Origin of the sequence: Enterococcus plantarum, from assembly GCF_001730295.1 — a bacterium.
Taxonomy (GTDB): Bacteria; Bacillota; Bacilli; order Lactobacillales; family Enterococcaceae; genus Enterococcus_L; species Enterococcus_L plantarum.
The window spans coordinates 135,136-150,218 of record NZ_MIKA01000001.1; the positions used below are offsets into that span (position 1 = coordinate 135,136).

General features: G+C 36.3%; 10 protein-coding genes. All 10 read left to right on the plus strand.

Features of this window, described 5'->3' with window-relative positions:
• The first annotated feature begins 64 nt into the window (after positions 1–64).
• Positions 65–4,417, plus strand: coding sequence for a PolC-type DNA polymerase III (locus BCR22_RS00615; protein ID WP_069653065.1), 4,353 nt, complete (start codon positions 65–67; stop codon positions 4,415–4,417).
• Between the two features lie 560 nt (positions 4,418–4,977).
• Positions 4,978–5,652, plus strand: coding sequence for a type II secretion system protein (locus BCR22_RS00620; RefSeq protein ID WP_069653066.1), 675 nt, complete (start codon positions 4,978–4,980; stop codon positions 5,650–5,652).
• A 21-nt stretch (positions 5,653–5,673) separates the two neighbouring features.
• Positions 5,674–6,402 (plus strand): prepilin-type N-terminal cleavage/methylation domain-containing protein, encoded by a 729-nt coding sequence (locus BCR22_RS00625; RefSeq protein ID WP_069653067.1) that lies wholly within the window; start codon positions 5,674–5,676, stop codon positions 6,400–6,402.
• Positions 6,386–8,419 carry a hypothetical protein gene (locus tag BCR22_RS00630; protein WP_069653068.1) on the plus strand — a complete coding sequence of 678 codons (2,034 nt, stop codon included), beginning with the start codon at positions 6,386–6,388 and terminating at the stop codon, positions 8,417–8,419. Before BCR22_RS00625 ends, BCR22_RS00630 begins: the two co-directional genes overlap by 17 nt.
• Positions 8,420–8,454: 35 nt before the next feature.
• Positions 8,455–10,212: a GspE/PulE family protein gene (locus BCR22_RS00635; protein ID WP_083241706.1), complete on the plus strand. Its 1,758-nt coding sequence runs from the start codon at positions 8,455–8,457 to the stop codon at positions 10,210–10,212.
• 24 nt (positions 10,213–10,236) lie between these two features.
• Positions 10,237–11,367: a type IV pilus twitching motility protein PilT gene (locus tag BCR22_RS00640; protein WP_083241707.1), complete on the plus strand. Its 1,131-nt coding sequence runs from the start codon at positions 10,237–10,239 to the stop codon at positions 11,365–11,367.
• A gap of 2 nt (positions 11,368–11,369) precedes the next feature.
• A complete protein-coding gene (locus BCR22_RS00645; protein ID WP_069653069.1) occupies positions 11,370–12,581 on the plus strand; it encodes a type II secretion system F family protein in 1,212 nt (403 codons plus the stop codon).
• 85 nt (positions 12,582–12,666) lie between these two features.
• On the plus strand, positions 12,667–13,128 hold the full coding sequence (locus BCR22_RS00650; protein WP_069653070.1) for a prepilin-type N-terminal cleavage/methylation domain-containing protein: 462 nt from the start codon (positions 12,667–12,669) through the stop codon (positions 13,126–13,128).
• Between the two features lie 94 nt (positions 13,129–13,222).
• The gene (locus BCR22_RS00655) at positions 13,223–14,026 is read left to right on the plus strand and encodes a prepilin peptidase (RefSeq protein WP_069653071.1); all 804 of its coding nucleotides are present in this window, start codon (positions 13,223–13,225) and stop codon (positions 14,024–14,026) included.
• Between the two features lie 11 nt (positions 14,027–14,037).
• Positions 14,038–15,078, plus strand: a complete 1,041-nt coding sequence (pilM, locus tag BCR22_RS00660) for a type IV pilus biogenesis protein PilM (protein ID WP_069653072.1) — start codon at positions 14,038–14,040, stop codon at positions 15,076–15,078.
• The last annotated feature ends 5 nt before the right edge of the window (positions 15,079–15,083 follow it).

Here is a 15,083-nt window from a genome sequence, read left to right on the forward strand (position 1 = left end):
TTTTGCTATTTTTCATTCAGACCTAAACGAGCCCATTTCGCTTTTAAAATAAGGAGGTTCATTAGTGGCAGACAAGGCACAAGAGTTATTTGCAAAGTTGATTGATCAGATTCAATTAAATGAACAAGAGCGGCAGCATCCGCTTATTCAACAAGGAAGAATTGACAAAGTTGTGGTTCATCAACAAAGCCGCTTATGGGAATTTCATTTAGGATTCACTGAAATATTACCAGTTATGCTATATCAATCATTTATGCAACAATTAGAGCTTGCGTTTCAGCAAATTGCAAGTGTATCTGTCAAAATTTCAGCAGATAAAAATGAATTTACAGAAGAACAATTGACGGATTATTGGCAACTAGCATTGTTGAATAGTCAATGTGATACGCCATTAGTTCAGCGTGTAATCAAATCGCAAACTCCTATTATTGAAGATAAAAAAATTATTTTGCCAGTTGATAATGATGCAGTTATCCCCTATTTGAAACAACAATATTTACCGATAATAGAAGAATTATTTAGTCATTACGGTTTTCAAAAGTTTCATATTGAACCTAAGATGGATGAACAACAAGCTAAGCGTGTGTTAGCATTATTTGAAGAACGCAAACAAGAACAAGACGCAGCATTCCAACAACAAGCAGCTGAATCATTGGTAAAACATGAACAAAAGAAAAAACAACAGCAGCAACAAGGGCCAGCCCTTGATGGACCGATTCGGCTTGGGCGAAATATCCCCAATGACGAACCTATCATGCCGATGGGCAATATCTTAGAAGAAGAACGCCGTGTGACAATCGAAGGTTTTGTCTTTGATGTAGAAGTTCGAGAGTTACGTTCTAAACGGAAAATTTTGATTTTAAAAATCACCGATTATACCTCATCCTTTATCGTTAAGAAATTCTCTAATGGTGAAAAAGACGAACAAATTTTTGATGCAATCCAAAAACATAGTTGGGTTCGAGTTCGAGGAAGTATTCAAGAAGATACTTTTATGAGAGATTTAGTGATGAATTGTCAAGATTTGATGGAAGTCAAACATGCGCCTCGTAAAGATTATGCACCAGAAGGCGATAAACGAGTTGAACTGCATTTACACAGCAATATGAGTACAATGGATGCCACAAACAATGTTGCTGACTACGTTGCCCAAGCAGGGAAATGGGGTCACAAAGCCATTGCGATTACCGATCACGGTGGAGCTCAAGGTTTTCCAGATGCTCATAGTGCTGGGAAGAAAGCGGGAGTCAAAATTTTATATGGTGTGGAAGCCAATGTAGTTGATGATGGTGTTCCAATTGCATATAACGAAGCACATATTGAACTAAGCGATGCAACCTATGTCGTATTTGACGTTGAAACGACTGGATTGTCAGCCGTCTACGATACAATCATTGAATTAGCTGCTGTCAAAATGCACAAAGGGAATATTATCGACACGTTTGAACAATTTATTGATCCTGGTCATCCATTATCTCAAACAACAATCAATTTAACTGGGATCACGGATGAGATGGTAAGAGGGTCAAAATCAGAAGAAGAAGTCCTTCGCTTGTTTAGAGAATTTTCAAAAGATACGATTCTTGTAGCCCACAATGCATCATTTGATATGGGATTCTTAAACACAAGTTATGGAAAATATGATATTCCGGAAGCGAAAAATCCAGTTATTGATACGTTGGAGTTATCTCGTTATTTACATCCTACATTCAAGAGTCATCGGTTGAATACGTTGTCTAAGAAGTTTGGCGTTAACTTAGAACAACACCATAGAGCGATCTATGATTCCGAATCAACGGGACATTTATGCTGGATTTTTTTGAAAGATGCCAAAGAAAATCATGGGATGAATTATCATGACGAATTGAATATGCATATTGGAGAAGGCGATTCATATAAACGTGCCAGACCATTTCATGCAACGATTTTAGCAACAACGCAAGCTGGTTTAAAAAATCTGTTTAAATTGATTTCAATGTCTAATATCAACTATTTTTTCAGAATTCCACGAATTCCGCGCTCTCAGTTAAGTAAATTACGAGAAGGATTGATCATTGGGTCCGCATGTTCCAATGGTGAAATCTTTGAAGCGATGATGCAAAAGGGTGTAGAAGAGGCGAAAAATCGAGCAAAATTTTATGATTATATAGAGGTTATGCCGAAAGCTGTTTACGCACCACTTCTTGAACAGGAATTGGTTAAAAGTGAAGCAGATTTGGAAGAGATCATAACGAACTTAGTAAAAATTGGAGATGAATTAGAAAAACCTGTTGTAGCAACTGGAAACGTTCATTATCTGAATGAAGAAGATAGCATTTATCGTAAAATTTTAGTAGGTTCTATGGGCGGGGCTAATCCATTGAATCGTCATAGTTTACCAGCTGTTCATTTTAGAACGACGGACGAGATGTTGACAGCCTTCCAATTTTTAGGCGAAGAGACAGCACATCGAATCGTTGTAGAAAATACTAATGCTATCGCTGATATGTGCGAAGAAATCACACCAGTTAAAGATGATTTATATACCCCAAAGATTCCAGGTTCAGAAGATGAAATCAGAAATTTAAGTTACACTCGTGCAAAAGAACTTTATGGTGATCCATTGCCGGATATCGTTGAAAAACGATTAAAAAAAGAATTAGATAGTATTATCGGAAATGGGTTTTCAGTTATCTATTTAATTTCACAAAAATTAGTGCATAAAAGTATGGAAGATGGTTACCTAGTAGGTTCTCGTGGATCCGTAGGGTCAAGTTTCGTTGCAACGATGACTGGGATTACAGAGGTCAATCCTCTAGCTCCACATTACCATTGTATCAACTGCAAGCATTCTGAATTTTTTGAAGACGGCTCATATGGTTCAGGGTTTGATATGCCAGAGAAAAACTGTCCAAACTGTGGGCAACGATTATTCAAAGATGGCCATGATATTCCGTTTGAAACCTTCTTAGGGTTCCATGGGGATAAAGTTCCCGATATCGATTTGAACTTTTCGGGAGATTATCAAGCAGAAGCGCACAACTACACGAAAGTATTGTTCGGTGAGGAGTATGTGTATCGTGCTGGAACAATTGGTACGGTTGCGGATAAGACCGCTTATGGATTTGTGAAAGGGTATGAACGCGACCATAATCTTCATTTTAGGGGAGCAGAAGTAGATCGCTTAGCAAAAGGTTCTACTGGTGTTAAACGGACGACTGGACAACATCCTGGGGGGATTATCGTTATCCCAGATTATATGGATGTTTACGATTTTACACCGATCCAATACCCTGCAGATGACCAAAATTCTGAATGGAAAACGACTCACTTTGATTTCCATTCAATCCATGATAATATTTTGAAACTTGATATTCTTGGCCATGATGATCCTACTGTTATTCGGATGCTGCAGGATTTATCAGGAATCGATCCTAAAACGATTCCGACGGATGATCCTGAAATGATGCGCATTTTTGCTGGACCCGAAGTATTAGGCGTGACGGCAGAGCAAATTTATTCTAAAACGGGTACTTTGGGAATACCTGAGTTTGGTACTCGTTTCGTACGAGGAATGTTAGAAGAGACGCATCCGTCAACTTTTGCAGAGTTACTCCAAATATCTGGCCTGTCTCACGGGACTGATGTTTGGTTAGGAAATGCTGAAGAATTGATTCGCCGAGGAGAAGCGAATCTCGCAGAGGTTATTGGTTGTCGTGATGATATCATGGTTTACTTGATTCATGCTGGACTAGACAGTGGTATGGCCTTTAAGATCATGGAGACGGTGCGTAAAGGGCTTTGGAATAAAATCCCTGATGAATTAAGAGAAGAGTATTTGACCGCAATGAAAGAAAACAATGTGCCAGACTGGTATATTGATTCTTGTTCCAAGATCAAGTATATGTTCCCAAAAGCCCATGCGGCCGCTTATGTTTTGATGGCGTTACGTGTGGCGTACTTTAAAGTGTATTTCCCGATTCTATACTATTGTGCTTATTTCTCTGTTCGTGCAGATGATTTCGATTTGGTTGCTATGTCGCAAGGCAAAGAAGCAGTGAAAGCGAGAATGAAAGAGATTCAAGATAAGGGATTGGAAGCTTCCACAAAAGAAAAAAATCTTTTAACGGTTTTAGAACTTGCTAATGAAATGATTGAACGCGGCTTTAAATTTGGTATGATTGATTTATATAAATCAGATGCTGAGAATTTTGTGATTGACGGAGATACCTTGATCGCACCTTTCAGAGCGGTACCTAGTTTGGGATTGAATGTGGCAAAATCAATTGTAGAAGCAAGAACAGAACCATTCTTATCTAAAGAAGATCTTGCAAGTCGAGGGAAAGTCTCAAAAACTTTGATTGAATACATGACAGAAAATGGCGTGTTAAAAGATTTACCGGATGAGAATCAATTATCGTTATTTGATATGTTATAAAAATTGGTGCGTCCAACGGATTAATTGAAACTTTAGATGAAAATAGCACTATTTATATTAAAAACAACAGAGTCTCGTAAGATTCTGTTGTTTTTTAGCAGTTGGAACAAAGCGAAGAGCGCTTTGTTCCAACTGCTTTTTTCTCATCGTTCTTTAATTTTAAAGGAATAGCTCAGAAAAAATCAAAAAAAATTTTTGGTGATTTTAAATTCAGTTTAATTCATTTAATGTTTTAAATTGTAAAAAAAAGAAATTATCATTGATGATCTCAATCTTGATTACCTAATAGTTTGTTTGACGTTATCCATTTTTAAAACAATTTTAAGAAGCGATACGAAAGCTTTGTTTGTTTTTTAATTCGTTTTTTATTTGGTTTATTTTATATTCAAATTTTTTAAAATAATGCTAATTTTAATTTTTATGTGTAATTTCGTTATCACTTAATAAGTTATTTTACGGATTGTTAAAATCTTGAAAATGTTGTATAGTTCTGTAGTTGTAAGGATTTTATTATTTTGTTTGAAATTTTATACGTTATTTATAAAGGATGGGTCGCTTTAATGATAAGGAATGAAGATGGTTTGACCCTGATAGAAGTTTTAGTAGCGGTAGTTATATTGGGGACGTCATTTATGTTACTAGCATCAATGTTGGTTCGAAATCAACAAATGATTGAATTGAACGAAAAGAAAAAAGAAGCACAAGCTATTCGTGATGAACTTCGTGAATGGATGGGGTATCGCGGGCAAACACAAGACTTAGCTGGTTTGAATCAGTATGTCTTTAGTGTCAAGAACAATGAGCATTTGACAACTAGTCAAAAGGTAAGAAGAAATTATCTCATTCTCGATAATTCAGGGATTCAGACGAACGGTGGAAATATCTCCATTTACGGTGAGCAAAAAGTTGATTTGACCGGAAGAGTGGAAACTACGAATAAACAACAAGAGCGGAAAATTGAATATAGCTACCCAGATAAAAGAACGTTACTTCCCAAGAAATGGAAAGATGCAGAAGAAGGAACGTTAGAAAAAGAAGAAAGCAATTACTTAGGCAGATACATTGGAACAGCAAATCAGCATAATTATTTAGTATTGTGTAAAGTGCATTTTAAAAATACTTCGAAAAAGTATGATCCTCGTAAGGATGGTATAGAAGTATTCTTAGAAATTTATGATGAAAGTACGGGTCGATTAATGACAGATACGTTATTTAATTGGGTAATCACTTATTAGCAGTAAATTGAAGGAGAAAACATGAGCAAGATTCTGAAAAATGAAGATGGATTAACATTAATAGAGATGATTGCAACTTTAGCCATTTTTTCAATCGTGATTCTATTTTTTGGAGCGGTTATCGGTAGTATTGGTAAAGCATTTTCAATCCAAGGAGAAAAAATCGAGTTTCAGCAAACTGCAAACGACATAGTCGTTCAAATAAACCAATTATCAAAAATAGAAGGTCTTTATGAAAAAGCCGGATATTTGGGAAAATTTCCTGCAACAACTTCTTCAGAAAATCCGTGGCAGACGAATCAGATCATTAGTGTTTTCGACTCTGAAGCGGCAAATCAAAAACCAATCGCTTTATCAGAGCAAGGGAAAAATAAAATCGGACTTACTGATATAGTAGATGCCACAAAAGATAGCGGGAAAAATTCAAATGCGCGCTTTTATCAATTAAAAAATCAAGACTATAAAATCAAAATTTTTCAGCAAAAAAATAAAAATGAATCCTTAAAAACACAATTTAGGACACCAAATTATCGAGATACTTTTACAATCCAAACTAGTGTTACGATTCTTTTTTACAAAGGGAGTATTGATTTTGGTCACTATATTAAAAATGGTGAAATTAATCTGTCTGGAAGAGGCGGTATTGAAGAAGAAGAGAGTACAAAGATTTTATACAGTCGAAAAGCAGAATTCACTTATCGTGATGAATTAAAGGCAAAAGGAGAGATTCCGGGTGAAGGTAGATGGTAAAAAACTGAAAAATGATGAAGCAGGTTATGCCTTACTCTACGCATTAGGAGCAATCGTGATTGTAAGTCTTGTGATGATGGGAATTTTTTTAAGAGCTAGAAATAATTTTCTTCAGATAAGTGCAGTTGATCAATTAGCAAAAATGAAAGATGTGAAAGAATACGCTTTTCAGGAAGCTTCCATGAAGATAAAACAAACGATCGAATCAAAACTATCTGGAAATACTCAATTAGGACTAGATAAAACAGTATTAACTAATAAAATGTCTGAGGTAACGAACGAGCTGCAAAATCAGCCAATTGAAAAAATGAGTATTGGGAAACAACAAGATTTTTCTTTTACCGTGAAAGTATCCGAACCAACTGTTTCGATCATCAATCCATATAAATTTATTTCTGAGGACAGCGGTGCTAATGGTTGGATACCAATGGAAGCAAGTGACTCTAAAGATGGAATAATTAACACGAACACCACCTTTACATTAGAGATTAATGTTGAGCAAACGATGAAAAATGGACAGATAAAAAAAGCCTCCTCTAAAGGAGACTATGTGTACGAGTTTCAATGGACGCAAGGTCAACAAAAAGTAGTAGCATCAAAATTAGATGCTTGGAGGTATGTGTATTACCAACCCTCACTTGCTGACGGAGAAGAACTGATTACGGCTGATACTTGGATTCGGAAAATGGATCACATTTATCGTTATCAATCAAATCAACCACTATTTCCATATAAAGAATATTTTAGTCATTATGAAACAAGTTATGGACGATCCAATAATTTTTTAGTCGATCTTCAAGATGGGACTTTTTTGAATTTTTGGAAAGGACCCAATTCAGTTATATACAAAGATTTAAACGTTGCAGGCTCTTTTTTCCTAAAAAACGGCGTCTTGCTGAGCGGAAAAAAATCGATTACCGCGAAAAATATTATTGCACTTCGTAATGACGAAAATCCGAACCAAGAGATAAATGCCATAAAAAATCTTAATATTAAAGCGGATGTAGGGATATACGTCACTATTGATGTAAGTAAATCAACGAATAAAAACGCAGGTCTATATGTAGATAACGACCTCTATGAGATAAAAACACCTAATTTATTGGTCAACAACACCGGATCAAGTAAAAGGGATAAAGGTTTTTTCTTGATTAAAGGAGAAGTCGTGCTAGAACAAGAGCCAACAGGTAATCCGTCGGTTAATTTTAGTGAATATGCCAGTGATGCAAAAGTCAATAATCCAATGAATAAGGACTGGGAACAGTTTTTGGATGGTGGTTTTGTGATTGCAGGTTCAAATGTTTACCTAACGCCTCCGAAAAATAATATTAACATTGAAGGAATTTCCCTGTCTGCTGGAAAAAATGACAAACGTAAGATTCTAGTTAAAAAAGGGAATTTTATGTTGACTTCAGCGTCTTTGTTAAATCAGGGAGAAGAAACATTTGCGTATGCAGATAAAGGTACGTATACATCAAAAGCACGACCACCATCTTTATTAGAGTTAGAGGGGGAACAAAGTTCGCTGACAGTTGAAAATGGTGTAAGCTTTATTGATGCGCCCAAAATAAAAAGAAGAAGTTCAAATGCTATGAAAGCAACGTATTATAACGATAAAAAATACTGGAATACTATTCGCTTAAAAGACCATAGTCATTTGGAATTAGGAACTACAGGAGTCGAACCTTTTAACTTGGAAACGCAAGTAGATACGGTGATGTCAATGAAAGTTCTTCCTAAGCTGGAGCTTTTTGATACAACATTTATCAAAGAAGGATTGAAAAAAGGCAAAGAAACAATTCATGGCAAACTGATTATAGAAGTCGCTACAAAAGAAGACGGCGATCTGTTAATACAAGAATTAGAAAAAGAAGTAGCTATTGAAGAAGGCGATCCAAACGAAGCAAAAAATGGTGTAGTGACAATCGTTAAACCGGCACATGGCGTAGTGCCAGAAAATAATTCTCATTGGATCATACAGAGAGTATTTGACTATACCAACAATGTAAGCTATTAATCATGATATTTACAAATCAAAGGAGAGAGGCACGGATGGAAGAAAAAAAAGGACGCAGAAGAAAAAAAATACGGCCGATTTTAGGAGAAAAACCACAACCTAGCCGATCTCCCAAAAATCGAACTGTAGATGAAAATGGTCTTTTAGCAATTGCGGTCAAACAAGGACTATTGAGGAAACAACAAGCAGAGGAAATAAAAGAACAAATAACTGCAACAAGATCAGTAGAAAAAATTCTTTTAGATGAGCATTACGTAGATGAAAATCAACTGATGAAACTTCAAAGTATACAGACTGGAATTAGAATCATTGATTTATTTACAGTAGAAAGAGAAACAGCAGTTCTTGATTTAGTTCCGAAAAAATTTGCTCAAAAAAATCAGCTGTTTCCTGTCAAAAAACGAAAAGGACGTTTGGTAGTAGCAATGGTCAATCCGATGGCTTATGACGTTATCAATGAATTACGGTTGATTACAGGCATGTCAGCTTTACCTTATTTCGCCTCATCATCTGACATTAGCCAGATGATCACAGAACAGTATCCGGAAGATTTGATGTTAGAAGAATGGTTACAGGATGCTACAGATGATACGGTTCTAGGAGAAACTCCGATAACGAATACATTATTAGAAGATGATTCGCCAATTATCAAATTAGTCAATTCACTTATTCAGGCTGCTGTAGATAAAAAAGCCAGCGATATCCATTTTGACCCGCAGAAAAAAAGTTTGAATGTCAGAATTCGGGTAGATGGAGAATTAATTGAACTAAATCAGCTCCCTAAAAATGTTCAACAGGCTGTAACATCACGTTTAAAAATTATTTCTTCTTTAGATATCACTGAAACAAGATTGCCCCAAGATGGACGTGCTCAAATCCAAAATGGGCGCCGAATGGTCGATTTACGGGTTTCCGTTTTACCAACGATTTACGGAGAAAAAGTTGTTATTCGGATTATTGATATGTCATCAGGATTAAGAGGTCTGGATGAATTTAACTTTGACAAAGATGTACTAAATGGGCTTAAAGAATTATTAAAACAACCTCATGGTATTTTTCTTGTCACAGGACCCACAGGTTCAGGGAAATCATCGACTTTATATGCGGCACTGAATGAATTGAATCAGCCGAATGTCAATATCATTACAGTAGAAGACCCAGTGGAGTATCAGCTAGACGGTGTGAATCAGGTATTGGTGAATAGTGACATTGGGTTAGATTTCGCAGCCGGTTTACGTTCGATTCTGCGTCAAGATCCAAATGTTGTCATGGTAGGAGAAATTCGTGATGCGGAGACAGCTGAAATTGCGATTCGAGCGTCAATGACAGGTCATATGGTACTTAGTACATTGCATACGAATGATTCGATTGCGACAGTCAGCAGGTTGATTGACATGGGTGTAGATTCATTTTTAGTTGCAAATGCTTTAACAGGTGTTCTTTCACAACGATTAGTGCGAACGATTTGTCCTAACTGTAAAATTGAAGAACCTGCAACAATGGAAGAAATAGAATTTTTAGATAAAAATAATGTGTATGTCGACCATCTTTACAAAGGAACAGGCTGTAAAAAGTGTAATATGACTGGCTTTAAAGGTCGAATAGCAATTCAGGAATTGTTTATTATAACTCCAGATGCACGTTTGGTTATTTCCAGAAATGGTGAGGCAAATGAGTTGCTCGCTGTAGCAAAAAGGAATGGAATGAAAAGATTGCTGGATGATGGCTTAAGCAAAGTTGTTAGAGGCTTTACAACCATTTCAGAAGTATTGAAGGCTACAACCAATGAATAAATCGGTAAATCAAGGAGAACAAAAATGCATGAAGAAGAAATAGAAATACTCGCACAACAAGCGGCAAGACGGAAAGAAGAACGTCCTGGGAAAATTAATCCAAAATTAAGACCATATAAAGAAGAATTTGATGCGTTATTGAGAGAATCTGTTCGTAAAAAAGTTTCAGATATTCATTTGACTGTTGGTCTATCTCCTGTTTTTCGTTTGAATGGAGAATTAGTAGAAGTGACCACTGAAGATGTATTGACGAATAAAACGATTTCTATGTATGGTCGTGTGATGTGCAACGGGGAACAGTGGGCTGAATTTAAATCGAATGGAGAAGTCGATTTGGCTTACGAAGTTAAAAATGCTAGTCGTTTTCGTGTGAACATCTTTAGACAAAAAGGGAACGTTTCGATAGCTTTGCGGATTATTGCAACTAAGATACCTGAGTTAGGATTGTTAGGTGTTCCGTCAGTTTTAAAAACGATGATTCAAAAAAAGCAAGGGTTATTTTTAGTTACTGGTCCTACTGGATCGGGTAAATCAACAACATTAGCATCTATGATCGACTATCTAAACCGAACGAAAAAAACACATATCATTACCTTGGAAGATCCAATAGAGTACGTTCACAATCATAAAATGAGTGTAATCGACCAACGGGAAATCGGTGTAGATACAGAGTCCTTTGCCAATGGTTTGCGGGCATCGCTTCGTCAAGACCCAGATATTATTTTAGTGGGGGAGTTACGTGATTTTGATACCATTTCAATCGCGTTAACAGCCGCTGAAACAGGCCACTTAGTCTTAGGAACACTTCATACAACCAGTGCTGCTGCAACGATTGAGCGAATCGTAGATGTTTTCTCTCCTGAACAGCAGTCTCAAGTTCGGACTCAGCTAGCGGGGGCATTAGTAGGGATTTTAGCTCAGCGGTTATTGCCTAATCGTGGCAATAATGGACGAGTCGCTGCAACCGAAATGTTGGTAAACAATAAATCCATTGCAAATTTGATTCGAGGAAATAAAACGCATCAAATCGGCAATATGCTTCAAACTGGGAAGAGTGATGGCATGTATACCATGGAAAGTTGCCTTCAACAGCTTATGTCTTCTGGAAAAGTGGATATTGAAGCGGCAGAAGCGCTACTTGGCGAGGAGGAGTAGCCATGGCAATCTATTCTTATGAAGCTCAAACAATACAAGGCAATATAAAAAAAGGCCGTTTACGGGCAGATAGTTTGCACGAAGCGGGGCAATCGCTCAAAAAAAGAGGATTACGTTCTACACTGCTGATTGAACAAGAAGAAACATTTGCCACAAAAGAGATTCAGTTGTTCAACAAAGTCAGTGTCAAATTGCTTGCTGAATATCTACAAAAGTTTTCAACGTTGATCGATTGTGGAATATCAATTACCTCCGCTTGTGAAATGTTAGCAGAACAAGAGCAGAATAAAAATTTTAAAAAAATATTGACGGAAATTTGTGAAGAAATTCAAGGTGGAGATGCATTGTCTACTTGCTATAGCAAGCATCCTAATGCTTTTCCGTCAATGTTGATAAGCATCGTGCGAGCAGCAGAAATGTCTGGAACGTTAGATGCCACATTGTTGAGAATGAGTACGTATTACGAGAAAAAAGCTAAAGCACGTGGTGGTGTGATCACGGCAATGATTTATCCAATCATCATGTTAGTTTTATCACTTTGTGTAGGTATTTTCTTGATTGTAAGTATTGTTCCTATGTTCGTAACCGTATTTGAAAGTTTAGATGCAGAGTTACCAGCAATCACAAAAATTACGATTGGTTTAAGTGGATTTTTACAAACAAAAGGCTGGGTGTTGCTCGTTGTAATTGCCATAGTTGTTATTGCGTTTAAGTTGATGATGCGCAATGCTGAGCTGAAATTTAAATGGCACAGTCTAACTTTACGGATGCCAGTTTTTGGCGAATTGATCCAAAAAAGCAATTTAAATATGATGTTGAGCACCCTATCAATATTGTTAGAAAGTTCAGTTTCTATATCTAAGGCTTTAGGTATGTCTGCTGATGCAGTAGACAATTTATATATCAAGCAACTAATACATCGATGTCAAGCAGAAGTTGAAAAAGGTGGTTCGTTAAGTGACGTTTTCAGCAAAGATAAAATCATTCCACCTTTGGTGACTCAGATGACGATAGTAGGCGAGTCTACAGGTTCGCTTGAAAGCATGTTGAAGAAGTTAAGTGACATGTTTGAAGAAGAAGTAGAGATGTTAGGTGAGCGAATCAAGTTGATCATGGAACCCATAACAATCATCGTAATTTGTGTAATCGTGGGGTTGATTGTTTCAGCAATCTTGTTGCCGATGTTTTCAATGTATGACGCGGTACAGGGCTAATCAAAGGATGACACATAAATAGTGATTATTTATGTTTATCATAAAAAACGTACATACGGATTGTACAAAGAGAGGAGAAACAAATATGTTAAAAAAAGTGTTGAAGGATGAGCGAGGACTTTCACTGGTAGAGTTACTTGCAGTTGTAGTAATTATGGCGATTATTGCGGGAATCGGAGCGGTTGCGATTACAGGTGTTATTCAGAAGAATAGAGAGGATGCTGCAATTAGTAGCCTACAAAGCGTTATAGCCGCTGCTAATTTGTATCAAGCTTCCAATGGAGAAGATCCGGCAAAAGCGATTGGAGCTACAAACGCAAATATTACAGCAAAAAATCTTATAGAGGACGGATTTATTACACAAATTGGTGGCTTAAATGGTAATGATAAATCAGAAAATATTAAGTTCGATTTAGATGAAAATAGTAAGTTGATAACTACTGTTGATGAGAATACATTTATTGCAGGGAAGAAAACAAATAAACCTCTTACTGACAGATCAGAAGCAGATATTGCCAAATTAACAAGAACCGATTTCTATAAATAATTAATTGTAGATGATTTCAATTTGTGAAAAAGTAAATAGTTATAACTGTTTGCTTTTTCAACTTTTTAAATATTTCAAAGGAGAATTGAATTGTATGAATGTCCAACTTTTTACAACACCATCCACATACGAATACCTTTTCTTTTACATATACATATTCATCTTAGGAACTTGTCTAGGTTCTTTTTTTCTATTGCTCGGTCAACGAATCCCTCGAGGTGAAGATATCGTAAAGAAACGGTCCCATTGCGAAAATTGCAATCACGCCTTAGCTTTTTGGGAATTGATTCCACTATTTTCATATATTCTTTTAAAAGGAAAATGCCGCAATTGTCATGAGAAAATCGGTTTTGTGTACATAGGATTTGAGTGTCTATCCGGTATATTGTTTACATCCACTGCCTTTTTATTAAAAACGACTAATGAAACCTTGGTTGCGTGGACGCTATTATCATTATTATTGATTATTACCGTAACAGATATCACTGCACAAAAAATTCCTAATAAGATTTTACTGCCATTCTGTATCTTAGCAATCATTGAGCGTTTCGCCGTTCAGCAGTTAAATCCATGGTGGTTTGCACCTGCAGGCTTTGCTGTTGGATTTGGTGTTCTGCTCCTATTAGCTCTTTTAAGTAAAGGTGGCATGGCTGGTGGAGATATAAAATTATTTGCTGTGCTAGGTATAGTTCTAGGTCCAATCTATATAATGATTACGCTAGTCTTGGCCAGTATTTTGGCATTGGTTTACAGTATAGGCGAATTAATTATCAAAAAAAAATTAAGAAAGCACATTCCTTTCGGTCCCTTCATCGCCATTGGCAGTTGGCTTGTTTATTGTTATGCAACAGGGCAATTTAATGATGCTTTTTTACTATTCTTTGGTTCAAAAATTTAGATAAAAAAGAAATGGAGGAGACGATCATTTTAAAAAAAGGATTGAAAACCGTTGTTGGTTTGGATATTAAAAAAAATATGATTCGTTTTGTGATCTTAAAAAGTACTAATCCGTTGGTTATTTATAAAAAAGGAGAAATTGGGTTAAAATCCAGTATTTTTAAAAATGGAAAATTAACGAACAAACAAATTTTAATGGAAGGAATCAAGCAATTATTTAAAGAACATGCAATCAAAAATCCGCATGTGGTTTTTTCAGCGTGTAATCACGAATTATTGATCAGAAGTATTCCAGAAAATGGTATGCGGAATGATAAGGAAGTAAAAAAATATTTGTTTTTGGAATTGGGTGAATCAATTTCTGTTCCCTTCGAGCAGCCTACTTTCGATTTATTAGTATTTGAAAAACAAAAAGCACGTCAAAAAAAGAAAGTGCAAAAAAAAGCAGCAAAACAAAAAGTAAAAGCAACGAGGCGCGATCGTATGGTTGTGGATGGAGAAATTTATTTTGTCGCAACCTCTGAGCCGACACTGATCAGTTTAGGAGATAGCATCCAGCAAGCAAGTGGGATTCCTAGTGCAGTTGATCTGAATTCTCTAGCCTATACACGTGCAATCAGCCGGAATATCAAATGGTCAGAGGTCTTGTTAGTGGTTGAGGTAGATTGTGGTGTCGCGACGTTTACAATATTTGAAAACCACATTCCAATATACAGCCAGTACGAAGAATACAATGTAGCCAATTGGAAATATATTGAAGACGACAATGGAGAATACAAAGCAGAATTTCATAAAGACAAAGAAGTGGATGCTTTATCTGATTTAGCGGATGTGACCAAAAATATTCTTTACTATTATAGCAATACCTTAGCCGTTGGAAAAAAAATCAGCAAGATTTATTTAGTAGGAGAGCATCCATTACTTTTTAAAGAGGTTATTAAGTCAATGGAAACGAGAATCGAGATTCCAGTGGCTGCAATCAATACCGAAAAACGTTATGCAATTCCTTCAAAATACCTATTAGCAGCTGGACTTGCTATGAAAGGAGTGTAAACATT